This is a genomic window from Paenibacillus sp. Marseille-Q7038 (assembly GCF_965111595.1).
In genome coordinates, this window is record NZ_CBCOOM010000002.1 from 947,837 (window position 1) to 974,656 (window position 26,820).

A 26,820-nucleotide genomic window follows, 5' to 3' on the forward strand; every position below is an offset into this window, starting at 1 on the left:
GTGCACAGGCTGATTCGCAGCCTGTGTTGTGGGAGGTATATCCGCTAAAACCACAAAGGAGGAAAAAAACATGGCTAAACATGGTAAGAAATATGTTGAAGCTGCTAAGCTGATTGACAGCGAAGCAAGCTACGAGCCTTTGGAAGCTGTAGAGCTTGTCAAAAAGGCAGCTACTGCAAAATTCGACGAAACAATCGAAGTTGCAGTACGTTTGGGTGTAGACCCTCGTAAACAAGACCAAGCCGTTCGTGGTGTTGTTGTCTTGCCACATGGTACAGGTAAAACACAACGCGTATTGGTATTTGCAAAAGGTGAAAAAGCGAAAGAGGCGGAAGCTGCTGGAGCAGACTACGTTGGAGATCAAGATATGATCACAAAAATCCAACAAGGTTGGTTCGAGTTTGATGTCTGCGTAGCTACACCTGACATGATGAGTGAAGTAGGTAAATTGGGTCGTCTGCTCGGTGGTAAAGGTCTTATGCCTAACCCTAAAGCTGGTACGGTTACTTTTGATGTTACTAAAGCTGTTCAAGAAATTAAAGCTGGTAAAATCGAGTATCGTCTGGATCGTGCGGGACAAATTCATGCGCCAATCGGTAAAGCTTCTTTCACTGCTGAGCAGTTGAATGAAAACCTGACTGCTTTGGTTGAAGCACTTAACCGTGCAAAACCATCGGCTGCAAAAGGTGTTTACCTGAAAAACATCAGCATGTCCTCTACAATGGGACCTGGTGCGCGTGTGAACACAGCTTCTTTTAAATAATAAATTCCAGTTGACTTATGTCATCTGAATCTGTTATTCTGATGAAGTTGTTTAGTCCTTGTGACTGACCATTAAATTCGAATATGCTTACCGTAGACAGTAGGTGCTGTAACAAGCTTAATTTCCTACCGAGGTGTGATGATAGAACGTATCATTTGAGTGTTTTGCTCAATATGACTTTATCAAGCCTTCGTGATTCTACGGAGGCTTTTCTTATGGGTAAATGAATCGGGAATTGTATTACTTCCCGATTCATATATCTTACGGAAAATCTTCCGCGAATAAGCGGTTTTTACAGCCCTAATCTTTCATTAATGGAATAGGTGCTGGATGCAGGGCAGCCTTCGGCTGATCTGCAAGAAATCTATCAGGAGGTGTACAATTTGGCAAACGCAAAAGTGATCCAAGCAAAACAAGAAGCGGTTGATGTAGTATCAGCTAAATTACGCGAAAGCGTAACTACTGTAGTTGCTGACTACCGTGGTCTAAACGTTTCCCAAGTAACTGAGCTGCGTAAACAGCTTCGTGATGCGGGAATCGAATTCCAAGTACTGAAAAACACATTGCTTCGCCGCGCAACTGCGGCTGCTGAGCTGACTGAACTTGATGAAGTTCTTACTGGCCCTACTGCAATTGCTTTCAGTGTTGATGATGTTGTTGCTCCAGCCAAAATTTTGAATGACTTCGCTAAGAAAAACGAAGCTTTGAAAATTAAAGGTGGGGTAGTTGAAGGTCGTGTAGTTAGTCTTGAAGAAGTTCAAGCACTTGCAGAGCTTCCTTCACGCGATGGTCTTCTTTCTATGCTCCTCAGCGTGCTTCAAGCACCTGTACGCAACTTCGCCCTTGCTGTTAAAGCAGTTGGCGAAAAAGAAGAGCAAGGCGCTTAAGTTTTTGAATAAACAAGTTGTATAAAATACTAATTAAAATAATGGAGGTTCAACCATGAGTAAAGAGCAAATCTTGGAAGCAATCAAAGGTATGACTGTATTGGAACTGAACGATCTTGTTAAAGCAATCGAAGAAGAATTTGGCGTAACTGCAGCAGCTCCTGTAGCTGTAGCGGGTGGCGCTGCTGCTGCTGAAGCTGCAGAGCAAACAGAATTTGATGTAATCCTTACATCTGCTGGTGGTTCTAAAATCAACGTAATCAAAGCAGTTCGCGAAATTACTGGTCTTGGCTTGAAAGAAGCTAAAGAAGTAGTAGATAACGCTCCTAAAGCTTTGAAAGAAAAAGTAAGCAAAGAAGAAGCTGAAACAGTTAAAGCTAAACTTGAAGAAGTTGGCGCTTCTGTTGAATTGAAATAGTCCATTTCACTATATTAAGTGAATAGGAAATTAACATACAAACCCCTTGAAGCAATCAAGGGGTTTGTTGTTATGAAGGGGCATGATTGGTAATAATTGAAGATAAAAAGTATCTTTAATTGTACTAATGTACTTTGTGGAGAAGGGGTTTTGTATCATGTCCGATCACTACTATTCCAGTAAGCCTGAAACTGCTCATGATCGGCAGACGCTTGCAGTAGATTTGAGAGGTTTTTCACTAAAACTGACAAGTGATGCTGGAGTTTTTTCGAAGAATGGTGTGGATTATGGTAGTCGGGTCCTGATTAATGCAATGGATTTGACAGGTGCCAAAGCAATTCTTGATGTTGGTTGTGGGTATGGTCCAATTGGTATTACGGCAGCAAAACTTGTCCCGAATGCGATTGTGACAATGCTTGATATTAATGAAAGAGCTGTTGAACTTGCCAGACACAATGCCATTCAAAATCAAGTGAGTAGTAATACGGTGATTAAACAAAGCGATCGTCTTGAAGCGGTAAGGAATCAAACGTTTGATCTCATTCTAACGAATCCACCGATTCGAGCAGGTAAAGAGATCGTGCATTCTATTTTTGAACAGGCATATGAGCAACTTACAGTGGGAGGATCTCTGTGGATTGTAATTCAGAAGAAACAGGGCGCGCCTTCAGCAAGAGAAAAGCTTTCTTCCATGTTCAAATATGTAGAGGAAGTTACCAAAGATAAAGGATATCGGATCTTAAGAGCGGAGAAATAACCAAGAGATGGCAAGTATATAATTGCAAAAAAATGCAATTGGACTATTGACTTGACAAATCAGTTATGGTATTCTTAGTGAATGTCAGTATTAAGATGCCCTACTTAGCTTTAGTTTGTGAAAATGTCAATCTTTTTTTCGCCTTTTTTGGCATATTTCTGTGCAGATCGGCGTATAATATGTACATTTTGGGCAAACTATACGTAAGTGGGTTTTTCTGGGATGAAGAGGACATCCACTAATTAAGTTGCTCTTTTATCGAAAAAATTCGAATTAAGGGCTTTTCTTTATTTGTGGATACGCAAACTCTGTTATCAGATAATCTTGTTATGAGTTCCATTATAAGGTTACAAACAGAGGTTCGCAACGAAATTTTTAAAAGTGAGTAGACATTGAGGGGTGAGTTTAAGTTGGCAGGACATCTTGTTCAGTATGGTCGACGCACTCGGCGCAGTTATGCACGAATTAACGAGATACTCGAAATTCCGAACCTGATAGAAATCCAACAAAAATCTTACGAATGGTTTTTGGAGGAAGGTTTGCGAGAAATGTTCCAGGACATCTCGCCAATTCAGGATTTTACCGGTAATTTGGTATTGGAATTTATCGACTACAGTCTCGGTGAACCGAAATATACGGTAGACGACGCGAAGGAACGCGACGTTACTTATGCCGCACCACTTCGGGTTAAGGTCCGGCTCATTAATAAGGAAACGGGCGAAGTCAAAGAGCAGGAAGTATTCATGGGGGATTTCCCGCTGATGACGGAAACAGGCACGTTTATCATTAACGGTGCGGAACGGGTTATTGTCAGCCAGTTGGTTCGCTCCCCTAGCGTCTATTTCAGCACTAAAATAGATAAGAATGCAAAGAAATCTTATACAGCTACAGTGATTCCGAACCGTGGAGCATGGCTCGAACTCGAGATGGATGCGAAGGACATTATCTATGTTCGTATCGATCGTACTCGTAAAATCCCTGTTACCGTACTACTAAGATCTCTTGGATTCGGTACAGACGCAGAAATTTTGGAACTACTCGGCGATGACGAGTATATCCGGAATACGCTGGATAAAGACAATACGGATTCGACAGAGAAAGCGCTGATTGAAATTTATGAGCGTCTTCGTCCAGGCGAACCGCCAACATTGGATAATGCAAAGAGCTTGCTTGTAGCTCGCTTCTTTGATCCAAAACGTTATGACCTTGCTAATGTAGGTCGTTACAAAATGAATAAAAAACTTCATATTAAGAACCGTTTGTTCAATCAGCGTCTAGCTGAGTCTCTGATTGATACTTCAACAGGGGAAATCATTGCTGAAGCAGGTCAAGTTATTGACCGCCGTTTGCTTGATGAGATTCTTCCTTACCTTGAAAGTGAAAACGGAGTTGGAACACGTACTTATCATGTAGCTAATGGTGTTCTTGACGCTAATGATATTCCTGTTCAAACGATTGATGTATTCTCACCAACTGAAGATGGAAAAGTTGTGAAGTTAATAGCGAACAGCAATATTGATAAATCTGTGAAGAACATAACTCCAGCAGATATTATCTCTTCCATCAGTTATTTCCTTAACTTACTGCAAGGCATTGGTGATACAGATGATATCGATCATCTGGGTAACCGTCGTTTGCGTTCTGTAGGTGAACTCTTACAGAATCAATTCCGTATTGGTCTTTCCCGTATGGAACGTGTAGTTCGTGAGAGAATGTCTATCCAAGATGCGAATGTAATTACACCTCAAGCGCTTATTAATATTCGCCCTGTAATTGCATCGATTAAAGAATTCTTCGGTAGTTCGCAGTTGTCTCAATTTATGGATCAAACGAACCCGTTGGGAGAACTTACTCACAAACGTCGTTTATCCGCACTCGGACCGGGTGGTTTGACTCGTGAGCGTGCTGGCTTTGAAGTGCGTGACGTTCATCCATCTCACTATGGCCGTATGTGTCCAATTGAAACTCCTGAGGGACCAAACATCGGTTTGATCAACTCCTTGTCTACCTTTGCTCGTGTTAATGAGTATGGTTTTATTGAGGCTCCTTATCGTTGGGTAGATCCTAAGACAGGCCGAGTTACTGATCAAGTTCGCTACGTTACAGCTGACGAGGAAGATAACTATGTTATCGCTCAGGCAAACGCGAAGTTGAATGATGACGGTTCATTTGCTGAGGATATGGTTGTTGTACGTTACAACAAACAGTCAGATAACATTACAACCATGCCTAATAACCGTGTTGACTATATGGACGTATCGCCTAAACAAGTAGTTTCCGTTGCAACGGCGCTCATTCCGTTCCTTGAGAACGATGACTCCAACCGTGCGCTCATGGGATCTAACATGCAGCGGCAGGCCGTTCCTCTTCTGATTCCTAAAGCACCACTAGTGGGTACAGGAATGGAACATAAGGCTGCGAAAGATTCTGGTGTATGTATTGTATCCAAACATGACGGGATTATTGAAAGATCTTCTGCCAATGAAATTTGGGTTCGTAAAATTGAAATGGTAGATGGTAAAGAAGTTAAAGGCGATCTTGTTAAACATAAATTACACAAATTTATGCGTTCGAACCAAGGAACATGTATTAACCAGCGTCCAATTGCTAAAATTGGCGATCGTGTTAAGGTTGGCGACATTTTGGCTGATGGTCCATCTACTGAGTTGGGTGAACTAGCACTTGGTCGTAACGTTGTCGTAGCCTTTATGACTTGGGAAGGTTACAACTATGAGGATGCGATCCTTCTTAGTGAGAAACTCGTTAAAGAAGATGTTTATACATCGATCCATATCGAGGAGTATGAGTCCGAAGCTCGTGATACGAAACTCGGGCCAGAAGAAATTACACGCGACATTCCAAATGTCGGGGAAGAAGCTCTTCGTAATCTAGATGAGCGTGGTATTATCCGTATCGGTGCCGAGATCGCTGCAGGCGATATCTTGGTAGGTAAGGTTACACCGAAAGGGGTAACAGAACTTACGGCGGAAGAACGTCTCCTTCATGCAATCTTCGGTGAGAAGGCTCGTGAAGTTCGTGATACATCTCTGAGAGTTCCTCATGGTACTGACGGGATTGTAGTCGATGTGAAGGTGTTTACTCGTGAGAATGGTGATGAACTCCCTCCAGGTGTGAATCAACTCGTTCGTGTCTATATCGCTCAAAAACGGAAAATTTCCGAGGGTGATAAAATGGCAGGACGTCACGGTAACAAAGGGGTCGTGGCGCGTATTCTTCCAGAAGAAGATATGCCTTTCCTTCCTGATGGAACGCCAGTTCAAGTTGTTCTGAACCCGCTGGGTGTACCATCCCGTATGAACATCGGTCAGGTTCTTGAAGTTCACTTGGGTATGGCTGCAATGCAGCTAGGTATTCATGTTGCTACACCAGTATTTGACGGTGCTACAGAATATGACGTATTTGATACGATGGAAGAAGCCGGAATGCAGCGTAACGGTAAGACTGTTCTGTATGATGGCCGTACAGGTGATCGCTTCGAGCGTGAAGTTACTGTTGGTGTCATGCACATGATCAAACTTGCCCACATGGTTGACGATAAAATCCATGCTCGTTCTACAGGTCCTTACTCACTCGTTACGCAACAGCCGCTGGGTGGTAAAGCTCAGTTTGGTGGACAACGTTTCGGGGAGATGGAGGTATGGGCGCTTGAAGCATACGGTGCTGCCTACACGCTTCAAGAAATCCTTACTGTAAAATCAGATGATGTGGTTGGTCGTGTGAAAACTTACGAATCCATCGTTAAAGGTGAGAATGTACCAGAACCAGGTATTCCAGAATCCTTTAAAGTTCTTATTAAAGAGCTTCAGAGCCTTGGTATGGACGTTAAGATGCTCACTAAAGATGAAGAAGAAATTGATTTGAAAGAATCAGATGATGATGATGATGCTGCGAGCGATAAACTGAGCCTCAATCTTGAAGGTTCAGAAGTAGGCGCAGAGTAATTCATTAGTAAGTCATTGTCATTTGTCTCAATACCGGAATTTTCATCAGGCTCTTACTCCCCTCTGGTGGTCTTATGACCTCTAGAGGGGGAAGAACCTAGAATTTAGGACTTGGTTAAGGAGGGTTGCTCCTTGTTGGACGTAAACAATTTCGAATATATGAAAATCGGGCTTGCATCGCCGGAAAAAATTCGCTCTTGGTCCCGCGGAGAAGTGAAAAAGCCGGAGACGATTAACTATCGTACGTTGAAACCGGAAAAAGAAGGTCTGTTCTGCGAGAAAATCTTCGGTCCTACAAAGGACTGGGAATGTCACTGCGGTAAATACAAACGTGTGCGTTATAAAGGCGTAGTTTGTGATCGCTGTGGTGTTGAAGTAACTCGCGCTAAAGTGCGTCGCGAACGCATGGGGCATATTGAACTGGCAGCTCCGGTTTCTCACATCTGGTATTTCAAAGGCATTCCGAGCCGTATGGGTCTGGCTCTAGATATGTCTCCGAGATCTTTGGAAGAGATCATCTATTTTGCATCTTATGTTGTTACTGATCCAGGTGAGACTCCCCTGGAAAGAAAACAGCTTTTGTCCGAAAAAGAATATCGTAGCTACCGTGAAAAATACGGGTACGGATTCCATGCAGGCATGGGTGCAGAAGCAGTAAAAAAACTACTTCAAGATCTTGATATTGATAAAGAACTTGAATTCTTGAAGGAAGAGCTTCGTACTGCTCAAGGACAACGTCGTAATCGTGCGATTAAACGTCTTGAAGTAATTGAAGCTTTCCGTAATTCTGGCAATAAGCCGGATTGGATGATCATGGATGTACTTCCTGTCATTCCTCCAGAGCTTCGTCCAATGGTTCAGCTGGATGGTGGGCGTTTTGCAACGTCAGACCTGAACGATCTGTACCGTCGTGTTATTAACCGTAATAACCGTTTGAAACGTCTTTTGGATCTTGGTGCTCCTGATATTATCGTTCAAAACGAAAAACGGATGCTTCAAGAAGCAGTAGATGCTCTTATCGATAATGGCCGTCGTGGTCGTCCGGTAACAGGTCCTGGTAACCGTCCTTTGAAATCTCTCAGCCACATGCTGAAAGGTAAACAAGGTCGTTTCCGTCAGAACTTGCTCGGTAAACGGGTTGACTATTCTGGTCGTTCCGTTATCGTTGTAGGTCCTTCCCTGAAAATGTATCAATGTGGTCTTCCAAAAGATATGGCGCTTGAATTGTTCAAACCTTTTGTTATGAAAGAACTTGTTAACAAAGGACTTGCTCATAATATCAAGAGTGCAAAACGTAAAGTTGAACGTGTAAGTCCGGAAGTTTGGGACGTTCTTGAAGAAGTAATTAGAGAACATCCAGTATTACTTAACCGTGCACCAACTCTTCACAGACTTGGTATCCAAGCGTTCGAACCAATTCTTGTAGAAGGTAAAGCGATTCGTTTGCATCCGCTCGTATGTACGGCTTATAATGCCGACTTTGACGGTGACCAAATGGCCGTTCACGTACCTTTGTCTGCAGAAGCGCAAGCTGAAGCACGTCTTTTGATGCTTGCAGCAGGTAACATCTTGAACCCTAAAGATGGAAAGCCGGTTGTAACTCCATCTCAAGATATGGTCCTTGGCTCTTTCTATCTGACGATGGATAATAAAGAGGAAAAAGGTACAGGTATGATTCTGCGTACGGTTAACGAAGCAGTATCTGCTTACCAACGTGGATCTGCTGGTCTGCATGCTCGTGTTGCTATTCCTGTTAAAGCTTTGAATAAAACAAACTTTACAGAAAAACAACAAGAAGCAATGATGATTACAACGATTGGTAAGATTATCTTTAACGAGATCTTCCCTAGCAGTTTCCCTTATATTAATGATGCAACTCGTGCGAACCTTATCCAAGGTACACCTGAGTTTTCCTTTGTATATGAGAAAGGTGCTAACTTGCAGGAAGCAATCATGAATGCACCTCAAACCAATGGTGTTGGTAAAGAGTATCTTGGTCACATCATTGCACGTTGTTTTGAGGTTTACCATACAACAAGAACATCTGTTATTTTGGATAAAATCAAGCAACTCGGTTTCACATACTCCACTCGTGCAGGGGTTACTGTTGGTGTATCCGACGTTATCATTCCTGAGGCGAAGTATGAGATTCTTCGTGTATCTGATGAAAAGGTTGCTGTCGTTACGAATCAGTATCGTCGCGGACTTATCACGAACGAAGAACGTTATGACCGCGTAATTGATATTTGGTCCAAAGCAAAAGATGAAATTACTGATATCCTTATGAAATCCATGGATCGCTTTAACTCCATTATGCTTATGGTGGACTCTAAAGCCCGTGGTAACAAATCACAGATCACTCAGCTGGGCGGTATGCGTGGACTGATGGCCAACCCATCTGGACGTATCATCGAACTCCCAATTAAATCGAACTTCCGTGAAGGTCTGACAGTACTCGAGTACTTCTTGTCCACTCACGGTGCGCGTAAAGGTCTTGCCGATACAGCGCTTCGTACTGCTGACTCCGGTTACCTGACTCGTCGTCTGGTAGACGTAGCACAGGATGTTATTGTTCGAGAAGATGACTGTGGAACGGACAAAGGATTTACGGTTAGCCGTATTCAGGATGGTAAAGAGGTTATCGAGGATCTATACGATCGTATCGAAGGCCGTTACTGTTTCCAAACGGTACGTCACCCAGAAACGGGAGAAGTTATTGCTAACCGCAATGAGTTGATCGATTCGGATAAAGCAGAAGCTATTGTAGCTGCTGGTGTTCAAAAGCTGCAGATTCGTTCTGTGCTTAGTTGCCGTGCGCGTCATGGGGTCTGCAAGAAGTGTTACGGACGTAACCTGGCAACAGGTAAACATGTGGAGATTGGTGAAGCAGTTGGTATTATCGCAGCTCAATCCATCGGTGAACCAGGAACACAGCTTACAATGCGTACGTTCCATACCGGTGGTGTTGCTGGAGATGATATTACACAAGGTCTTCCGCGTATCCAAGAGCTCTTTGAGGCACGTAATCCTAAAGGTCAAGCAACAATCAGTGAAATTGATGGTGTTGTTAAAGAAATCCGTGAAGCAAAAGACCGCCGTGAAATTGAAATCCAAGGGGAAGCAGAAACGAAAGTTTATGCTGTTACCTATGGATCCCGTCTGCGCGTAAGCGAAGGCATGGAAATTGAAGCGGGCGACGAGCTTACAGACGGTTCTATTGACCCGAAAGAAATGCTTCGAATCAAAGGTGTTCGTGGAGTTCAAAACTATATCTTGCAAGAAGTACAACGCGTATATCGTAACCAAGGTGTAGAAATTAACGACAAACACGTTGAAGTTATGATTCGTCAAATGCTTCGTAAGATCCGTATTGTGGATGCAGGAGATACAACGTTGCTTCCAGGATCTTTCGTAGATACACATGAATACGAAGCAGCGAATAAAGATGCGATTCTTAGTGACAAGGAACCTGCTGTGGCGAAACCAGTACTTCTTGGTATTACCAAGGCATCCCTTGAAACAGATTCCTTCTTGTCTGCAGCTTCCTTCCAAGAAACGACACGCGTCTTAACTGATGCTGCCATTAAAGGTAAAGTCGACCAACTTCTTGGCTTGAAAGAAAATGTAATTCTTGGTAAATTGATCCCTGCCGGTACTGGTATGAATCGTTACCGCAGTGTGAAATTGGCACAGCCGGAAGATGGCGAATCTAACCTAGAAGCGCTTGAAACGGTATCAGTAGACTAGTAACACTACTTTGGAGTCTGAAAGGACACCAAATTCGGCTTGACCGTACCAATTGTATATTCAAGAGGAGATATTCATCTCCTCTGAATATAACAATTCCAATGCTTAGAATTTATATGAATCTCTTGACAACGAATGTCTCTAGATGCTAATATAGCAAAGGTGCGTGAGTAGTCACATGTTATCATGTCTTTTCGGAGGTATTGATAAATGTCGAACGACAACTTTTTGCAGGATGCTCATGTCAAGATCGGTACCAAGCAGACCATGAAGATGGTTGAGTCAGGAATTGCTGCTGAGGTTTATGTGGCGCAAGATGCTGATATGCGGATTACTTCAAAAATCCAGGCTTTATGTGAGAAACACCAAGTGAAACTAACATTAGTTGACACGATGGAACGACTCGGTAAAGCATGCGGAATCGAAGTAGGAGCGGCGATGGTAGCCGTTGTGAAACAATAGGTTTTAGAAGATGTTTTTGTCTGGATGCTCAAGCTTCCTAATACGGCAAAAACTTTTCATTTGTTCTTTTATGAACCGCCTGGGTCTGTGGACTTAAAAAGTGAGGTTTATAAATAGAATGACGAATCTGGGAAGGGGGTGGCAACATGCCAACAATTAATCAGCTAGTTCGTAAAGGACGCCAAGCTAAAGTTTACAAGTCTAAATCACCAGCGTTGCAAAAAGGCTACAATGCCCTAAAACGTGAATCCACTAACATTAGTGCTCCACAAAAACGTGGTGTTTGTACTCGTGTAGGTACTATGACTCCACGTAAACCAAACTCAGCGCTCCGTAAATATGCTCGTGTTCGTTTGACGAACCGTCTCGAGGTAACAGCTTATATCCCGGGTATCGGACATAACTTACAAGAGCACAGTGTTGTATTGCTTCGCGGAGGTAAAGTAAAGGACCTTGCAGGGGTTCGTTACCATATCGTTCGTGGTGCTTTGGATACAGCAGGTGTAGCTAACCGGATGCAAGCCCGTTCTAAATACGGTGCGAAACGCCCTAAAGCTAAAAAAGCATAAGATTATCAACTAATCTTATTGTGTCAGTAAACCGATAGCATAGCGCTTCGGTCGCAGAACAACAACAACAACAACAACAACAAAAGTATAAACATATAAGAAAGGGGGATTTCTATGCCACGCAAAGGTCCTGTTACCAAAAGAGACGTGTTGCCTGATCCGGTTTACAATAGCAAACTTGTTACTCGCCTGATCAACCGCATCATGCTTGATGGAAAACGTGGTGTTGCTCAAAGCATCTTGTACAATGCGTTCAACTTGATTCAAGAACGTACTGGTAAAGATCCTATGGAAGTCTTTGAAGCAGCTATCAAAAATATTATGCCTGTTCTGGAAGTTAAAGCTCGCCGTGTTGGTGGTGCTAACTATCAAGTACCTATCGAGGTTAAACCTGAAAGACGTACTGCCCTTGGTTTACGTTGGCTTGTAAACTACTCCCGCAGCCGCGGTGAGAAAACAATGGAAGAACGTTTGGCAGCTGAGATCATCGACGCTTCCAACAACACTGGTGCTTCCGTTAAAAAACGTGAAGACACACACAAAATGGCTGAAGCAAATAAAGCATTTGCTCACTACCGTTGGTAGGATTTCAGTCTTAAAAATATACTTCATTTTGAAGGGAGACCCAAGTCATGGCTACTAGAGAGTTCTCCTTGCAAAATACACGTAATATCGGGATCATGGCGCATATTGACGCTGGTAAGACTACTACCACTGAGCGGATCTTATTCTATACAGGCCGTACGCACAAAATCGGTGAAGTTCACGAGGGTGCTGCGACAATGGACTGGATGGAGCAAGAACAGGAGCGCGGTATCACGATTACATCCGCTGCGACGACTGCTCAATGGAAGGGTCACCGCGTTAATATTATTGATACCCCGGGACACGTTGACTTCACAGTAGAAGTTGAACGTTCCCTTCGTGTATTGGACGGAGCTGTAGGTGTTTTCAGTGCGAAAGAAGGCGTAGAGCCTCAGTCTGAAACTGTATGGAGACAGGCTGATCGCTACGGCGTTCCACGTATCGCATATGTAAACAAAATGGATATCATTGGCGCAGACTATCTTAACGTAGTTAAAGATATGCGCGAGCGTCTTCAAGCTAATGCTGTTGCAATTCAACTTCCTATCGGAGCTGAAAATGATTTTGTTGGTATTATCGACATCATCGAGCAAAGAGCATATATGTTCAAAGACGATCTCGGTAGAGAAGTAGAAGAAACTGACGTGCCAGCAGAATTTGCTGACCAAGTTGAAGAACTTCGTATGGAACTGATCGAGAAAGTAGCAGAACTTGATGAAGATTTGACTATGAAATACCTCGAAGGTGAAGAAATCTCTGTTCCAGAGATTAAAGCAGCTCTTCGTAAAGGTGTAGTAGAAGTTAAAATCTTCCCAGTTATCTGTGGATCCTCTTACCGTAACAAAGGTGTTCAACTTATGTTGGATGCTGTTCTTGATTACCTCCCATCTCCTATTGATGTTCCTGCTATCACAGGTCATTTGGAAGATGGAACAGAAGCAGTTCGTAACTCTTCTGACGAAGAGTCGTTCTCGGCTCTTGCGTTTAAGATTATGACGGACCCTTATGTTGGTAAACTTACATTCTTCCGCGTATACTCTGGTGTACTTCAATCCGGTTCATACGTATTGAATGCAACAAAAGGAAAACGCGAACGTATCGGACGTATTCTACAAATGCATGCGAACACACGTCAAGAAATCACTGAAGTATTCTCTGGTGATATTGCGTCTGCCGTAGGTTTGAAAGATACCGGTACAGGTGATACACTATGTGATGAGAAAAATCCGATCATCTTGGAGTCAATGAACTTCCCAGATCCGGTTATTCAAATCGCGGTTGAACCAAAAACTAAAGCTGACCAAGATAAAATGTCTGTTGCTCTTGGTAAATTGACTGAAGAGGATCCAACTCTTCGTGCTCATACTGATGAAGAAACAGGACAAACTATTTTGGCTGGTATGGGTGAACTTCACCTTGATATTATCATTGACCGTATGCGTCGTGAGTTCAAAGTGGATACTAACATTGGTCAACCTCAAGTTGCTTACCGTGAAACATTCCGTCAACCAGCGCGTGTTGAAGGTAAATTCGTACGTCAGTCCGGTGGCCGCGGTCAATATGGACACGTATGGGTTGAATTCGAACCGCTCGAAGCGGGTAGCGGTAACCAATTTGAAAGTAAAGTAGTCGGTGGATCCGTACCTCGTGAGTACATTGGACCTGCACAACAAGGTATTGAAGAATCTATGAAAAACGGTGTCCTTGCAGGATTCCCGCTTGTAGACGTTAAAGCTACAATCGTAGATGGTTCATACCATGATGTCGATTCCAATGAAATGGCATTTAAAATTGCCGGATCCATGGCACTTAAAGCAGCTAAAGACAAGTGTAAAGCTGTCCTGCTTGAGCCAATCATGAAAGTTGAAGTTACCGTTCCAGAGGAATACATGGGCGATGTAATGGGTATGCTGAATTCCCGTCGTGGTAGAATCGAAGGTATGGATTCTCGCGGTGGTACGCAAATCATTCGTGCTAAGGTACCTCTCTCTGAAATGTTCGGTTACTCCACAACTCTCCGTTCTGGTACACAAGGTCGCGGTGTGTTCTCTATGGAACTCTCTCATTATGAAGAAGTTCCAAGAACAATTTCCGAAGAAATTGTTGCTAAAACTAAGGGAGAATAATTTTTACTAACTGATGTGTGAAAGCACCGAAAGGTTAATATTAATCTGAGGGTGCTTATCCACACAGTGCCAACATATAAATTTATCCATTTTAAGGAGGCCACGTTCAAATGGCAAAGGCTAAGTTCGAACGTAATAAACCACACGTTAACATTGGTACTATCGGTCACGTTGACCATGGTAAAACTACTTTGACTGCTGCAATTACTACTGTATTGGGTAAAACTTACGGTGGCGCAGCGATCGCTTTCGATCAAATCGATAAAGCTCCAGAAGAGCGCGAACGCGGTATCACAATCTCTACTTCACACGTTGAATATGAAACTGATGCTCGTCACTATGCACACGTTGACTGCCCAGGTCACGCTGACTATGTTAAAAACATGATCACTGGTGCTGCACAAATGGACGGAGCTATCCTGGTTGTATCCGCAGCTGACGGCCCTATGCCGCAAACTCGTGAACACATCCTTCTGTCCCGCCAAGTAGGCGTACCTTACATCGTTGTATTCTTGAACAAATGCGACATGGTAGAAGACGAAGAGCTTCTTGAACTCGTTGAAATGGAAGTTCGCGACCTTCTTAGCGAATACGACTTCCCAGGTGATGATACTCCAATCACTCGTGGATCTGCTCGTGAAGCACTTCAAAACCCAGATGGTGAGTGGGCTCAAAAAATCGTTGAGATGTTTAAAGAAATCGATACTTACATCCCGAATCCAGAGCGCGACACTGACAAACCTTTCTTGATGCCTGTTGAGGATGTATTCTCTATCACTGGTCGTGGTACTGTTGCTACAGGTCGTGTAGAGCGTGGTACTATCAAAGTCGGCGAAGAAATCGAAATCGTAGGTATTCACGAAGAAACTAAAAAATCCGTTGTAACGGGCGTTGAAATGTTCCGTAAACTTCTGGATTCCGCTCAAGCTGGTGACAACATTGGAGCATTGCTTCGTGGTGTAGACCGTTCTCAAATCGAGCGTGGACAAGTTCTTTCCAAACCAGGTTCCGTTAATCCTCATACTGAGTTTACTGCTCAAGTATACGTTTTGACTAAAGAAGAAGGCGGACGTCATAAACCTTTCTTCACTGGTTACCGTCCACAGTTCTACTTCCGTACAACTGACGTAACTGGTATCATTAACCTTCCAGAAGGTACTGAAATGGTTATGCCTGGCGACAACATCGAAGTTACAGTATCATTGATCTCTCCAATCGCTATTGAAGAGGGTACTCGCTTCGCGATCCGTGAAGGCGGACGTACTGTTGGTGCTGGTGCAGTAGCATCCATCCAAAAATAATTTGACTCAATAGTCAAATTAAAAATAGAGTAACATTGTATTGGAACGAGTAACATTGTATTGGACAGTAAAAAAGGATCTTGCCAGAGATGGCAGGGTCCTTTTTTCATTTTTTTCTTTTGCTTTTTTTATAATATAATATATAATAGGAAAAGTTGTGATTCGGGGACAACAGATCATAGGAAACAAGGTATCTCTATTTTTCATAGTAGGCTGCATGAATACTAACGTATTTTGAGTCAGACAAAAGATAGAATAATAGAAGATTGATTGGTTTTAGAATCTTTTATATAAATGCTTGCATTATGCCTATGTTTTCGATATAATAATAAATGTTGTTCTGTGACGTTGCGATGATGTGAGAGGTTACTGACACACCCGGCCCCTTTGCCATGGGAGAGTGGGTTAGAAAATTTTCACGGAGTATGTCCGATATTAAATTGGGCGATAAAAGGAGGGACTAAAATGGCAAAGCAAAAAATTCGTATTCGTTTGAAAGCTTACGACCACAGGATTCTTGATCAATCCGCTGAGAAAATTGTAGAAACGGCAAAACGTTCGGGTGCAGGTGTATCCGGTCCGATTCCGCTTCCAACTGAAAAACAAATCATTACTATTCTTCGTGCGGTACACAAGTACAAGGATTCTCGTGAACAATTCGAACAACGTACACATAAACGTTTGATCGATATTGTGAACCCAACTCCACAAACTGTGGATGCCTTGATGCGCTTGGATCTACCGTCCGGTGTAGATATCGAAATTAAATTGTAATATCAAACTCGTATTAATGAAGGAAAAGAGGTGTCAACATGAAAGGTATCTTAGGTAAAAAACTAGGCATGACGCAAGTATTTACACCAGAAGGTAACGTAATTCCTGTAACGGTTATCGAAGCAGGCCCATCTGTTGTCTTGCAAAAGAAAGACCTGGAAAACGACGGCTACGAAGCTGTACAACTAGGTTATGCCGATAAGAAAGAAAAAAATGCTAACAAACCTGAAACAGGACATGCGAAAAAAGCTAATACGGCTCCTAAGCGCTACGTTCGCGAACTCCGCGGTGTTGATCTTGCGGGATTCGAGGTTGGCCAAGAAATTAAAGCAGACATCTTCGCAGAAGGCGAATTTGTTGACGTAACTGGTATTTCTAAAGGTAAAGGTTTCGCCGGTGTTATCAAACGTTGGGGACAAAGAACAGGCCCGATGTCTCACGGTTCCCGTTACCACAGAGGACCAGGTTCCATGGGTTCCATTCAAGCGAACCGTGTACCTAAAGGTAAACACCTTCCAGGACACATGGGACACGAAACAATTACAATTCAACGTCTTGAAGTAATTAAAGTAGACGCTGAACGTAACGTATTGCTTGTTAAAGGTTCTATTCCTGGACCGAAAAACACTTTCGTTAAAATTAAAGAATCGGTGAAGAAATAATCACCTAAGGAAAGGAGGAACACAAAATGCCAAAAGTAGCACTTTATAATGTCAGTGGTAGCCAAGTAGGAGAAGTTGAATTGAATGACGCAGTATTCGGAATTGAGCCGAACACTCACGTTCTTCATGATGCTGTTGTTATGCAACGCGCTTCCCTTCGTCAAGGTACACACAAAGTAAAAGGACGTTCTGAAGTACGTGGCGGTGGACGTAAACCTTGGAAACAAAAAGGTACAGGTCGCGCTCGTCAAGGTTCGATCCGTGCACCACAATGGGTAGGTGGTGGTACTGTATTCGGTCCAACTCCGCGCAGTTACGCTTTCAAACTACCTAAAAAAGTTCGTCGTCTGGCGATTAAATCCGCATTGTCTTCTAAAGTAATCGACAACGAAATCATCGTTCTGGATGCTCTTACACTGAACACACCGAAAACTAAAGAATTTGCTGCTATTTTGAACAATCTTAAAGTAGATCGCAAAGCTTTGATCGTTGGTTCAGGCTATGATGATAATGTTGCTCTTTCCGCGAGAAATATTCCAGGTGTGAAATTTGTTGCGGCTGACGGCATTAATGTTCTTGACGTACTTACGTACGACAAACTGATCATTACAAAAGAAGCAGTACAGATGGTAGAGGAGGTTCTTGCGTAATGAAAAATCCTCGTGATATCATTAAACGTCCAGTAATCACTGAGCGTACAGCTGATATGATGGCTGATTTGAAATATGTTTTCGAAGTAGATATTCGTGCAAATAAAACGGAAATCAAAGCTGCTGTTGAAGAAATCTTCAACGTTAAAGTGAAAAACGTGAACACACTTCGCGTACCTGGTAAGTTGAAACGTTACGGCCGTTACTCTGGCTATACTCCAGAGTGGAAAAAAGCTTTCGTAACTCTCGCTCCAGATAGCAAAGCACTTGAGTTCTTTGAGACTGTATAAGAAACTGCTAAAGTAAGGAGGGAAATTCAGTGCCAATTAAAAAGTACAAACCGACATCTCCGGCTAGACGTAATATGTCCGTATCCACTTTCGAAGAAATTACGACTAACCAGCCTGAGAAATCGTTGCTTGCTCCGCTGAGCAAAACAGCAGGGCGTAACAACCAAGGTAAAATTACGGTTCGTCATCATGGCGGCGGACACAAACGTAAATATCGTATCATTGACTTCAAACGTACTAAAGATGGAATACCGGGCCGCGTTGCTACAATCGAGTACGACCCTAACCGGACTTCTAATATTGCTCTGATCAACTACGCAGATGGTGAGAAACGTTACATCATCGCTCCAAAAGGACTTAAAGTAGGAGATCTAATCGAATCTGGACCAACTGCAGATATCAAAACAGGTAATGCTTTGCCTCTTGAAAATATCCCAGTAGGTACTGTTATTCATAACATTGAGCTTCAACCAGGTAAAGGTGGCCAATTGGTTCGCGCAGCTGGTACAGAAGCACAACTTCTTGGTAAAGAAGAAAAATACGTGACTGTTCGTTTGTCATCTGGTGAAGTTCGTCGCATTCTTAAAGTTTGCCGTGCTACAATCGGATCCGTTGGTAACCAAGATCACGAATTGATCAAAATCGGTAAAGCAGGCCGTAGCCGCTGGCTCGGAAGACGTCCTGAAGTCCGTGGTGTTGTAATGAACCCTAACGATCACCCACACGGTGGTGGTGAAGGTAAAGCTCCAATCGGTCGTAAATCGCCAATGTCTCCTTGGGGTAAACCAACTCTTGGATACAAAACACGTAAGAAAAACAAAGCTTCTGACAAATACATCGTTCGCCGCCGCACGAAGTAATACACATTACTGTGCATAACTTCGCGCGCGCGATCGTGAATGAACGAGAACATTGGATGAAGGGAGGATTTACACATGAGTCGCAGTCTAAAAAAAGGGCCATTTGTTGATGGACACCTGATGAAAAAAGTTGAAGATTTGAACGAGTCCGGGAAGAAACTAGTTATCAAAACTTGGTCCCGTCGCTCTACAATTTTCCCACAATTCATTGGACATACGTTTGGTGTGTATGACGGCCGTAAACACGTTCCTGTATATGTAACGGAAGATATGGTTGGACACAAACTGGGTGAGTTCGCTCCTACGCGTACTTACAAAGGTCATGCAGCAGACGATAAGAAAACAAGAAGATAAATGATCAAGCGCTAATGTTTGAGAGGAGGTTAAACAATGGAAGCAAAAGCACATGCCAAGTTTGTTCGGATTGCTCCTCGTAAAGTTCAACTTGTTGTTGACTTGATTCGTGGTAAGCAAGTGGGCGAGGCGATCGCAATTCTGCGTCACACTCCAAAATCCGCTTCTCCAGTAGTTGAGAAATTGCTCAACTCTGCTATTGCAAATGCAGAGCACAATTACTCTTTGGATATTAACAATCTGGTTATCTCACAAGCTTATGTAAACCAAGGACCGACTATGAAACGTTTCCGCCCTCGTGCAATGGGACGTGCAAGTCGTATCAATAAACGCACCAGCCACATTACTTTGGTGGTATCCGAAAAATAAGGAGGGAAAACGTGTGGGACAAAAGGTAAATCCCATCGGGCTCCGTATCGGAGTTATCCGTGACTGGGAATCCAAATGGTACGCAGGCAAAGATTTCGGTGATCTTTTGCTTGAAGACGTAAAAATTCGTGAATACCTGAAAAACAAATTGAAAGACTCCGCAGTATCTCGTATTGAAATTGAGAGAGCGGCTAACCGTGTCAATGTAACGATCCATACTGCTAAACCAGGAATGGTTATCGGTAAAGGTGGATCCGAAGTTGAAATTCTCCGTGGTCAAATCACGAAGATTGCAGGCGGTAAAAAAGTTCACATCAACATTTCTGAAATTAAACAACCAGATCTTGACGCAATTCTTGTTGCTGAAAGCATTGCACAACAATTGGAACGCCGTGTTTCTTTCCGTCGTGCTCTGAAACAAGCAATTCAAAGAACTATGCGCTCTGGTGCAAAAGGAATTAAAACACAAGTAGGCGGACGTCTTGGCGGAGCTGAGATCGCACGTTCTGAAGGCTACAGCGAAGGAACTGTTCCACTGCATACGCTTCGTGCCGACATTGACTACGGTACAGCTGAAGCTCATACTACTTACGGCCGTCTGGGCGTAAAAGTATGGATCTATCGTGGAGAGATTCTTCCTACGGCTAAGAAAGCTGTCAAGGAAGGAGGCAACTAATCATGTTGGTACCAAAACGTGTTAAACACCGTAAGCAACAACGCGGACACATGAAAGGCCAAGCTAAAGGCGGAACTACACTGAACTTTGGCGAATATGGCTTGCAAGCTACTGAGCCAGCGTGGATTACGAACCGTCAGATCGAGGCAGCTCGTATCGCGATGACTCGTTATATCAAACGTGGTGGTAAAGTTTGGATTAAAATTTTCCCTGATAAACCAATCACTCAAAAGCCTCTAGAGGTTCGTATGGGTAGTGGTAAAGGTAACGTTGAGAAATGGGTTGCTGTAGTTAAACCAGGAAAGATCATGTTTGAACTTTCTGGCGTACCAGAAGATGTTGCTCGTGAAGCAATGCGTCTGGCTGCTCACAAGCTGCCAATCAAAACGAAGTTTGTGAAACGTGAAGAATTGGGTGGTGAAGTAAATGAAGGCTAGTGAATTCCGCAACCTAACCACTGCTGAAATTGAGCAAAAGATTGCCGGATTTAAAGAAGAACTCTTTAACCTCCGCTTTCAACTCGCTACCGGTCAGCTTGATAACCCAACTCGTATTCGTGACGTACGTAGAGAAATTGCACGTGCTAAAACGATCATCCGTGAAAGAGAACTTGGGATTAGCTAATATATAGTACCGGATGGACAATCCGTCTGTAATTGAGGAAGGAGGCCCAACAATGAGCGAAGAACGCAACGCACGTAAAGTGCAAGTCGGTAAAGTGGTTAGTGACAAAATGGATAAAACAATTGTGGTTGCTGTAGAAACTTACAAAAAGCATGATTTGTACCATAAACGCATCAAGTACACTAAAAAGTTCAAAGCACATGATGAAAATAACACTGCTAAAATCGGTGATGTTGTTAAAATCATGGAAACTCGTCCTTTGTCGAAAGACAAGAACTGGAGACTTGTTGAAGTCGTGGAAAAAGCGATTATCATTTAATGATTTTCAGCTTGGCTGAAAGGAGGAAAACAAGATGATTCAACCATTTACACGTTTGACTGTAGCAGACAACTCTGGTGCGAAGGAACTGATGTGTATCCGCGTACTGGGTGGTACGGGACGTAGTCGTACAGCTTCAATCGGAGACCTTATCGTTTGTTCTGTCAAACAAGCAACACCAGGCGGCGTTGTCAAAAAAGGTGATGTGGTAAGAGCAGTTGTGGTTCGCACAAAACGTTCTGTTCGTCGTAAAGACGGATCCTACATCGCATTTGATGAAAATGCAGCAGTGGTAGTTAAAGAAGACAGAAGCCCTCGTGGAACTCGTATTTTCGGACCAGTTGCTCGCGAACTTCGCGAAAAAGACTACATGAAAATCGTTTCCTTGGCTCCAGAAGTTATCTAATAACACAACTTAATCCTTCTGAGGATTGATTTATAGCTTGTTCACGCAAGTCATAGGAGGTGTACGAAATGGCAAAAGTGAAAAAGGTCTTGGAATCTCATAACAACAAGTTGCACGTCAAAAAAGACGACACTGTTATGGTGATCAGCGGTAAAGACAAAGGCAAAAAAGGCCGTGTCATCGCAGCTTATCCTCGTGAAAACCGTGTTCTTGTAGAAGGTGTTAACCTCGTGAAAAAACACCAAAAGCCTAACCAGCTTAATCCGCAAGGCGGCATCATCGAGAAAGAAGCTCCAATCCATGTATCGAACGTGATGCATATTGATCCGAAGAGCGGAAACGTAACCCGTATTGGTTACAAAGTTTTGGACAACGGCAAAAAAGTACGCGTTGCTAAACGTTCCGGAGAATCGATCGACTAATGTAACCGAATGAGAAAGGAGGTCCATAATTCATGGCAAGATTGAAAGAACGTTTTCTAAATGAAATAACTCCTGCTTTGGTGCAGAAGTTTGAATATAGCTCAGTAATGCAAGTTCCTAAAATCGAGAAAGTGGTTATCAACATGGGGGTGGGCGACGCTGTCCAAAACTCCAAAGTGCTTGATTCCGCTGTGAATGATTTGCAGCTGATTTCTGGTCAAAAACCAGTTATCACAAAAGCTAAAAAATCAATCGCTGGTTTTAAACTACGTGAGAACATGCCAATCGGGGTGAAAGTGACACTGCGCGGCGAGCGTATGTACCACTTCCTTGATAAATTGTTCAACATTACTCTTCCTCGTGTACGTGACTTCCAAGGGGTATCAAACAAAGCGTTTGATGGTCGTGGTAACTACACACTTGGTCTTAAAGAGCAACTCATCTTCCCTGAGATTGAGTATGATAAAGTGGACAAAGTCCGCGGTATGGATATCGTAATCGTAACTACGGCTAAAACCGATGAAGAGTCTCGCGAATTGCTTACTCAACTCGGAATGCCTTTCGCAAAGTAAGAAACTAATAGTATCCGGGAGTCCTTGACAGACCCCGAATTCTCCGAAATTATTTAGGAGGTGTCAGGCTAAGTGGCAAAAACTTCAATGAAAGTTAAACAACAACGTACACCGAAATATAAAGTTCGTGCTTATACTCGTTGCGAACGTTGTGGTCGTCCACATTCTGTATTGCAGAAGTTTAAAATTTGCAGAATTTGTTTCCGTGAATTAGCTTATAAAGGCCAGATCCCTGGCGTGAAAAAAGCAAGCTGGTAAAAAGTCCTGAACGGGAAGGAGGTTACACACAATGACTATGTCTGATCCAATTGCAGATATGCTTACTCGCATTCGTAATGCGAACACAGTTCGTCACGAAACGGTAGAAATGCCTGCTTCGACGATGAAAAAACAAATCGCTGAAATCCTGAAGCGTGAAGGTTTCATCCGTGATGCTGAATATGTGGATGATAACAAACAAGGAATCATCCGTATCTTCTTGAAATACGGACAAAACAACGAGCGTGTTATTACTGGTCTGAAAAGAATCAGTAAACCAGGTCTACGTGTTTACACGAAGAGCAATGAAGTACCTCGCGTACTTGGCGGTCTCGGAATCGCGATCATTTCTACTTCCAAAGGCGTAATGACAGATAAAGAAGCTCGTCAAGCAAAATCTGGCGGCGAAGTTATCTGCTACGTATGGTAATATAAGTCACAAAACAAGGAGGTGCAACACATGTCCCGTATTGGTCGCAAACCAATTACTGTACCAAGTGGCGTAGAAGTCACTTTGAATGACACCGTTATTACGGTAAAAGGTCCTAAAGGTACACTTACACGTGAACTTCATAAAGATATGAAGGTAACTGTTGAAAATAATGAAATTCTTGTAACTCGTCCTTCTGACAACAAACTCCATCGTTCCCTACACGGTACTACTCGTTCCGTTGTTAGTAACATGGTGAGTGGTGTAACTGAAGGTTTCGAAAAATCTCTAGAGCTGGTTGGGGTCGGATATCGTGCAAGCAAATCTGGAGATAAGATTGTACTGAACGTAGGTTACTCCCATCCGGTAGAAATCACTCCGGAACCGGGCATTGAGTTCGATGTTCCTACGAACACAAAAATCATCGTTCGCGGTATCAATAAAGAGCGTGTAGGTGCATATGCAGCTGAGATCCGTTCTGTTCGCGAACCTGAGCCTTACAAAGGTAAAGGGATTAAATATGAAGGCGAGCGCATTATCCGTAAGGAAGGTAAAGCCGGTAAGAAGAAATAAGTTTTCTTACCGCTTTTCCCTCGTCCCTATCATATGGTGGCGATATGCTCGTGTTTCTAATATACCCTGTGCGTCTTAATATGAAGCTTTAAAGGCAAACTGAAGGGAGTGAAACGAAGATGATTACTAAACAAGATAAGAACAAAGTACGTCTGAAAAGACATATCCGTGTTCGTGGTAAAATTTCTGGAACAGCTGAACGTCCACGTTTGAACGTATTCCGTTCTTCCAAGCATATCTACGCTCAATTGATCGATGATGTAGCAGGTGTAACCCTGGTATCCGCATCAACAGTAGATAAAGCAATCAGTGGCGAAATCAGTAACGGTGGTAACGTAGAAGCAGCTCGTAAAGTTGGCGAACTCGTTGCTAAACGTGCAAAAGAAAAAGGATACACTAACATCGTTTTCGATCGTGGTGGCTACCTTTATCATGGACGTGTTCAAGCATTAGCTGATGCTGCTCGTGAAGCAGGGCTTGAATTCTAAGATATTTTTAAAAGGAGGTTAACGACTTGCGTGTAGATCCTAACACTTTAGAACTCACTGAAAGAGTTGTAAATATTAATCGCGTAGCTAAAGTAGTAAAAGGCGGACGCCGTTTCAGTTTCAGCGCACTAGTTGTTGTCGGCGATGGCAACGGCTGGGTTGGAGCTGGTATTGGTAAAGCTGGCGAAGTACCTGATGCGATTCGCAAAGGTATTGATGATGCTAAGAAAAATCTGATTTATGTACCAATCGTAGGAACATCTATTCCTCACATGATCACTGGTAAGTTCGGCGCTGGCCGTGTTCTTTTGAAACCAGCTTCTGAAGGTACTGGAGTTATCGCTGGTGGACCAGTACGTGCCGTTCTGGAACTTGCTGGTGTAGGTGACATTTTGACAAAATCACTGGGTTCTTCGAATTCCATGAACATGGTCAATGCGACCTTGGAAGGTTTGTCCCGCTTGAAACGCGCTGAAGATGTAGCGAAATTGCGTGGAAAAACTGTCGAAGAGCTTCGGGGCTAAGGAGGGAATCTCATGGCTAAATTGGAAATTACCCTCGTTCGCAGTTTGATCGGACGTAATGAGTCACAAAGAGCGACTGTTAATACACTCGGTCTTCGTAAGATCAACCAAACTGTGGTTCATAACGATAATGCTGCTATCCGCGGTATGGTGAATAAAGTAAGTCACATGGTTTCTGTTAAAGAAATCCAAGAATAATTCGTAAGGGACTTGTCCCACAAATCATTAAGGAGGTGCAACGAACGATGAAGTTACATGAACTTTCTCCAGCACCTGGATCCCGCAAAGAACGCAAACGCGTTGGACGCGGTACTTCCAGCGGTATGGGTAAAACTTCAGGTCGCGGTCATAAAGGTCAAAACTCTCGCTCTGGCGGTGGTGTACGTCCAGGCTTCGAGGGTGGACAAAACCCATTGTATCGTCGTCTGCCAAAACGCGGTTTCACGAATCCTACTCGTAAAGAGTATGCGATTGTGAATCTTGAAGATCTGAACAGTTTTGAAGCAGGTACAGAAGTAACTCCAGAAATTTTGGTTAATTCGGGTATTGTGAAAAACACAAAATCCGGAATCAAAATTCTGGGTAATGGCGATGTTACTGTGAAGTTGACAGTTAAAGCTAACAAGTTCTCTCAATCTGCGGTAGAGAAAATCGAGGCTGCCGGCGGTAAAACCGAGGTGATCTAATGCTCACAACCTTAAAGAATATATGGCGAGTTGAAGATCTGCGTAAACGGATTTTATTCACTCTCTTTGTTCTGATAATCTATCGCATTGGCTCCTTTGTTCCGGTTCCCGGAGTTAACAAAGAAGTATTCACTGCGGCAGATTCGCAAGGCAGAGAATTGTTTGGTCTTCTAAACACATTCTCGGGCGGAGCGTTGTTCCAATTTTCGATCTTCGCGCTCGGGATTATGCCATATATTACAGCGTCCATCATTGTACAGCTTCTGTCGATGGATGTTATTCCGAAACTAGCGGAATGGGCTAAACAAGGTGAGCATGGCAAGAAAAAACTTGCGCAGCTCACGCGTTATGGTACAGTAATTTTGGGGTTAATCCAGGCTTTTGGTACATCTATCGGTTTTAACCGGTTGTATGGACAGGAAATGGTGCCGAATGCAACATTCATTGACTATATTGTCATTGCAATCGTATTGACTGCAGGTACTTCATTCCTCATGTGGCTCGGTGAACAAATTACTGAAAAAGGTATTGGTAACGGGATTTCCATCATTATCTTTGCAGGTATCGTTTCAACGATTCCTAATGTGATCCGTACAACAGTTGAATCTGAATTTATCCAGGCTGATCAAGTATTCATGAATGCACTTAAAGTGATCATAGTGGTACTAGTTCTCCTGTTAACAGTAGTAGGGGTTATTTACATCCAGCAAGCGATTCGGAAGATTCCGGTTCAATATGCTAAACGTGTTGTAGGTAACAAAATGTACGGTGGACAAAACACTCATATTCCGCTGAAAATTAATGCGGCGGGTGTTATCCCAGTCATTTTTGCTGTATCACTTCTTCAGTTCCCTGTCATCATTGCTTCATTCTGGGCTAATTATGGCTGGGCTGATTGGGTAACTGCTAATTTGTCTTATGACAAACCGCTTGGTATGGTACTCTATGTACTTATGATTATCGGTTTTACGTTCTTCTACACTTTCGTGCAGATGAACCCGCAACAAATGGCCGATAACATGAAAAAGAATGGTGGTTACATCCCAGGCATTCGCCCGGGTAAAGCAACTGAGAAATACTTGTCCCGTGTCATGACTCGCTTGACTATGACCGGAGCTTTGTTCTTGGCTGTCATCTCCGTTCTACCTGTATTCTTAGGTTCGCTTTCTGGTTTGCCGCAAGTTGCACAACTTGCAGGTACATCCATGCTGATCGTAATCGGTGTAGCGCTGGATACGACCAAACAAATCGAAAGTCAATTGATTAAACGCCATTACAAAGGTTTCATCAATAAGTAGCCATAGGT

Annotated in this window: 33 protein-coding genes and 1 other annotated feature; all 33 genes read left to right on the top strand. The window is 43.1% G+C overall.

Annotated features, from left to right (window positions below; translation table 11 throughout):
* The first annotated feature begins 70 nt into the window (after positions 1-70).
* Entirely contained in the window at positions 71-763 is a 693-nt protein-coding gene (rplA, locus tag ACWPWY_RS21490) for a 50S ribosomal protein L1 (protein ID WP_454193609.1), read from the top strand.
* 72 nt (positions 764-835) lie between these two features.
* Positions 836-986 (top strand) — a sequence feature (ribosomal protein L10 leader region).
* A gap of 160 nt (positions 987-1,146) precedes the next feature.
* Positions 1,147-1,650 (top strand): 50S ribosomal protein L10, encoded by a 504-nt coding sequence (rplJ, locus tag ACWPWY_RS21495; protein ID WP_454193610.1) that lies wholly within the window; start codon positions 1,147-1,149, stop codon positions 1,648-1,650.
* A gap of 55 nt (positions 1,651-1,705) precedes the next feature.
* Positions 1,706-2,068 (top strand): 50S ribosomal protein L7/L12, encoded by a 363-nt coding sequence (rplL, locus tag ACWPWY_RS21500; RefSeq protein WP_454193611.1) that lies wholly within the window; start codon positions 1,706-1,708, stop codon positions 2,066-2,068.
* Between the two features lie 157 nt (positions 2,069-2,225).
* On the top strand, positions 2,226-2,825 hold the full coding sequence (locus ACWPWY_RS21505; protein ID WP_454193612.1) for a class I SAM-dependent methyltransferase: 600 nt from the start codon (positions 2,226-2,228) through the stop codon (positions 2,823-2,825).
* A gap of 410 nt (positions 2,826-3,235) precedes the next feature.
* On the top strand, positions 3,236-6,787 hold the full coding sequence (gene rpoB, locus ACWPWY_RS21510; protein WP_454193613.1) for a DNA-directed RNA polymerase subunit beta: 3,552 nt from the start codon (positions 3,236-3,238) through the stop codon (positions 6,785-6,787).
* A 132-nt stretch (positions 6,788-6,919) separates the two neighbouring features.
* The gene (gene rpoC / locus ACWPWY_RS21515) at positions 6,920-10,534 is read left to right on the top strand and encodes a DNA-directed RNA polymerase subunit beta' (protein ID WP_454193614.1); all 3,615 of its coding nucleotides are present in this window, start codon (positions 6,920-6,922) and stop codon (positions 10,532-10,534) included.
* A 210-nt stretch (positions 10,535-10,744) separates the two neighbouring features.
* The gene (locus tag ACWPWY_RS21520; protein ID WP_213535597.1) at positions 10,745-10,996 is read left to right on the top strand and encodes a ribosomal L7Ae/L30e/S12e/Gadd45 family protein; all 252 of its coding nucleotides are present in this window, start codon (positions 10,745-10,747) and stop codon (positions 10,994-10,996) included.
* Positions 10,997-11,142: 146 nt separating this feature from the next.
* Positions 11,143-11,565, top strand: coding sequence for a 30S ribosomal protein S12 (gene rpsL / locus ACWPWY_RS21525; protein ID WP_160036603.1), 423 nt, complete (start codon positions 11,143-11,145; stop codon positions 11,563-11,565).
* Positions 11,566-11,679: 114 nt separating this feature from the next.
* Positions 11,680-12,150, top strand: coding sequence for a 30S ribosomal protein S7 (rpsG, locus tag ACWPWY_RS21530; RefSeq protein WP_191804514.1), 471 nt, complete (start codon positions 11,680-11,682; stop codon positions 12,148-12,150).
* Between the two features lie 47 nt (positions 12,151-12,197).
* On the top strand, positions 12,198-14,276 hold the full coding sequence (gene fusA / locus ACWPWY_RS21535) for an elongation factor G (RefSeq protein WP_454193615.1): 2,079 nt from the start codon (positions 12,198-12,200) through the stop codon (positions 14,274-14,276).
* A gap of 110 nt (positions 14,277-14,386) precedes the next feature.
* Positions 14,387-15,577, top strand: a complete 1,191-nt coding sequence (gene tuf, locus ACWPWY_RS21540) for an elongation factor Tu (RefSeq protein WP_454193616.1) — start codon at positions 14,387-14,389, stop codon at positions 15,575-15,577.
* A gap of 465 nt (positions 15,578-16,042) precedes the next feature.
* Complete coding sequence (gene rpsJ, locus ACWPWY_RS21545; RefSeq protein ID WP_017692074.1) at positions 16,043-16,351, top strand: 30S ribosomal protein S10; 309 nt, start codon at positions 16,043-16,045, stop codon at positions 16,349-16,351.
* A gap of 38 nt (positions 16,352-16,389) precedes the next feature.
* A complete protein-coding gene (gene rplC / locus ACWPWY_RS21550; RefSeq protein WP_454193617.1) occupies positions 16,390-17,013 on the top strand; it encodes a 50S ribosomal protein L3 in 624 nt (207 codons plus the stop codon).
* Positions 17,014-17,039: 26 nt separating this feature from the next.
* Positions 17,040-17,663, top strand: coding sequence for a 50S ribosomal protein L4 (gene rplD, locus ACWPWY_RS21555; RefSeq protein WP_191804520.1), 624 nt, complete (start codon positions 17,040-17,042; stop codon positions 17,661-17,663).
* On the top strand, positions 17,663-17,953 hold the full coding sequence (gene rplW, locus ACWPWY_RS21560) for a 50S ribosomal protein L23 (protein ID WP_454193618.1): 291 nt from the start codon (positions 17,663-17,665) through the stop codon (positions 17,951-17,953). Before rplD ends, rplW begins: the two co-directional genes overlap by 1 nt.
* 29 nt (positions 17,954-17,982) lie before the next feature.
* Positions 17,983-18,813 carry a 50S ribosomal protein L2 gene (gene rplB, locus ACWPWY_RS21565; RefSeq protein ID WP_191804524.1) on the top strand — a complete coding sequence of 277 codons (831 nt, stop codon included), beginning with the start codon at positions 17,983-17,985 and terminating at the stop codon, positions 18,811-18,813.
* 75 nt (positions 18,814-18,888) lie between these two features.
* Positions 18,889-19,167 carry a 30S ribosomal protein S19 gene (gene rpsS, locus ACWPWY_RS21570; protein ID WP_191804526.1) on the top strand — a complete coding sequence of 93 codons (279 nt, stop codon included), beginning with the start codon at positions 18,889-18,891 and terminating at the stop codon, positions 19,165-19,167.
* 36 nt (positions 19,168-19,203) lie between these two features.
* Entirely contained in the window at positions 19,204-19,536 is a 333-nt protein-coding gene (gene rplV / locus ACWPWY_RS21575; protein ID WP_160036611.1) for a 50S ribosomal protein L22, read from the top strand.
* Positions 19,537-19,549: 13 nt separating this feature from the next.
* Positions 19,550-20,212, top strand: coding sequence for a 30S ribosomal protein S3 (gene rpsC, locus ACWPWY_RS21580; protein WP_454193619.1), 663 nt, complete (start codon positions 19,550-19,552; stop codon positions 20,210-20,212).
* A gap of 2 nt (positions 20,213-20,214) precedes the next feature.
* Entirely contained in the window at positions 20,215-20,649 is a 435-nt protein-coding gene (rplP, locus tag ACWPWY_RS21585; RefSeq protein WP_160036613.1) for a 50S ribosomal protein L16, read from the top strand.
* Positions 20,639-20,836 carry a 50S ribosomal protein L29 gene (rpmC, locus tag ACWPWY_RS21590; protein WP_160036614.1) on the top strand — a complete coding sequence of 66 codons (198 nt, stop codon included), beginning with the start codon at positions 20,639-20,641 and terminating at the stop codon, positions 20,834-20,836. The genes rplP and rpmC overlap by 11 nt, the downstream gene beginning before the upstream one ends.
* Positions 20,837-20,888: 52 nt before the next feature.
* Positions 20,889-21,155, top strand: coding sequence for a 30S ribosomal protein S17 (gene rpsQ / locus ACWPWY_RS21595; protein ID WP_160036615.1), 267 nt, complete (start codon positions 20,889-20,891; stop codon positions 21,153-21,155).
* Positions 21,156-21,189: 34 nt separating this feature from the next.
* Complete coding sequence (gene rplN / locus ACWPWY_RS21600) at positions 21,190-21,561, top strand: 50S ribosomal protein L14 (protein ID WP_160036616.1); 372 nt, start codon at positions 21,190-21,192, stop codon at positions 21,559-21,561.
* Between the two features lie 68 nt (positions 21,562-21,629).
* Positions 21,630-21,983 (top strand): 50S ribosomal protein L24, encoded by a 354-nt coding sequence (rplX, locus tag ACWPWY_RS21605; protein ID WP_076315706.1) that lies wholly within the window; start codon positions 21,630-21,632, stop codon positions 21,981-21,983.
* A 32-nt stretch (positions 21,984-22,015) separates the two neighbouring features.
* Entirely contained in the window at positions 22,016-22,555 is a 540-nt protein-coding gene (gene rplE, locus ACWPWY_RS21610) for a 50S ribosomal protein L5 (protein WP_191804532.1), read from the top strand.
* A gap of 72 nt (positions 22,556-22,627) precedes the next feature.
* Positions 22,628-22,813 carry a type Z 30S ribosomal protein S14 gene (locus ACWPWY_RS21615; RefSeq protein ID WP_074961883.1) on the top strand — a complete coding sequence of 62 codons (186 nt, stop codon included), beginning with the start codon at positions 22,628-22,630 and terminating at the stop codon, positions 22,811-22,813.
* A gap of 31 nt (positions 22,814-22,844) precedes the next feature.
* Positions 22,845-23,243, top strand: a complete 399-nt coding sequence (rpsH, locus tag ACWPWY_RS21620) for a 30S ribosomal protein S8 (protein WP_160036618.1) — start codon at positions 22,845-22,847, stop codon at positions 23,241-23,243.
* 30 nt (positions 23,244-23,273) lie between these two features.
* On the top strand, positions 23,274-23,816 hold the full coding sequence (gene rplF / locus ACWPWY_RS21625) for a 50S ribosomal protein L6 (protein WP_191804534.1): 543 nt from the start codon (positions 23,274-23,276) through the stop codon (positions 23,814-23,816).
* A gap of 119 nt (positions 23,817-23,935) precedes the next feature.
* The gene (gene rplR, locus ACWPWY_RS21630) at positions 23,936-24,304 is read left to right on the top strand and encodes a 50S ribosomal protein L18 (protein ID WP_211749529.1); all 369 of its coding nucleotides are present in this window, start codon (positions 23,936-23,938) and stop codon (positions 24,302-24,304) included.
* A 26-nt stretch (positions 24,305-24,330) separates the two neighbouring features.
* Positions 24,331-24,828 carry a 30S ribosomal protein S5 gene (gene rpsE, locus ACWPWY_RS21635; protein WP_191804538.1) on the top strand — a complete coding sequence of 166 codons (498 nt, stop codon included), beginning with the start codon at positions 24,331-24,333 and terminating at the stop codon, positions 24,826-24,828.
* 12 nt (positions 24,829-24,840) lie between these two features.
* The gene (gene rpmD / locus ACWPWY_RS21640; RefSeq protein WP_160036622.1) at positions 24,841-25,026 is read left to right on the top strand and encodes a 50S ribosomal protein L30; all 186 of its coding nucleotides are present in this window, start codon (positions 24,841-24,843) and stop codon (positions 25,024-25,026) included.
* A gap of 47 nt (positions 25,027-25,073) precedes the next feature.
* Entirely contained in the window at positions 25,074-25,514 is a 441-nt protein-coding gene (gene rplO / locus ACWPWY_RS21645) for a 50S ribosomal protein L15 (RefSeq protein WP_454193620.1), read from the top strand.
* On the top strand, positions 25,514-26,812 hold the full coding sequence (gene secY, locus ACWPWY_RS21650; protein WP_191804542.1) for a preprotein translocase subunit SecY: 1,299 nt from the start codon (positions 25,514-25,516) through the stop codon (positions 26,810-26,812). Before rplO ends, secY begins: the two co-directional genes overlap by 1 nt.
* Positions 26,813-26,820: the final 8 nt, after the last annotated feature.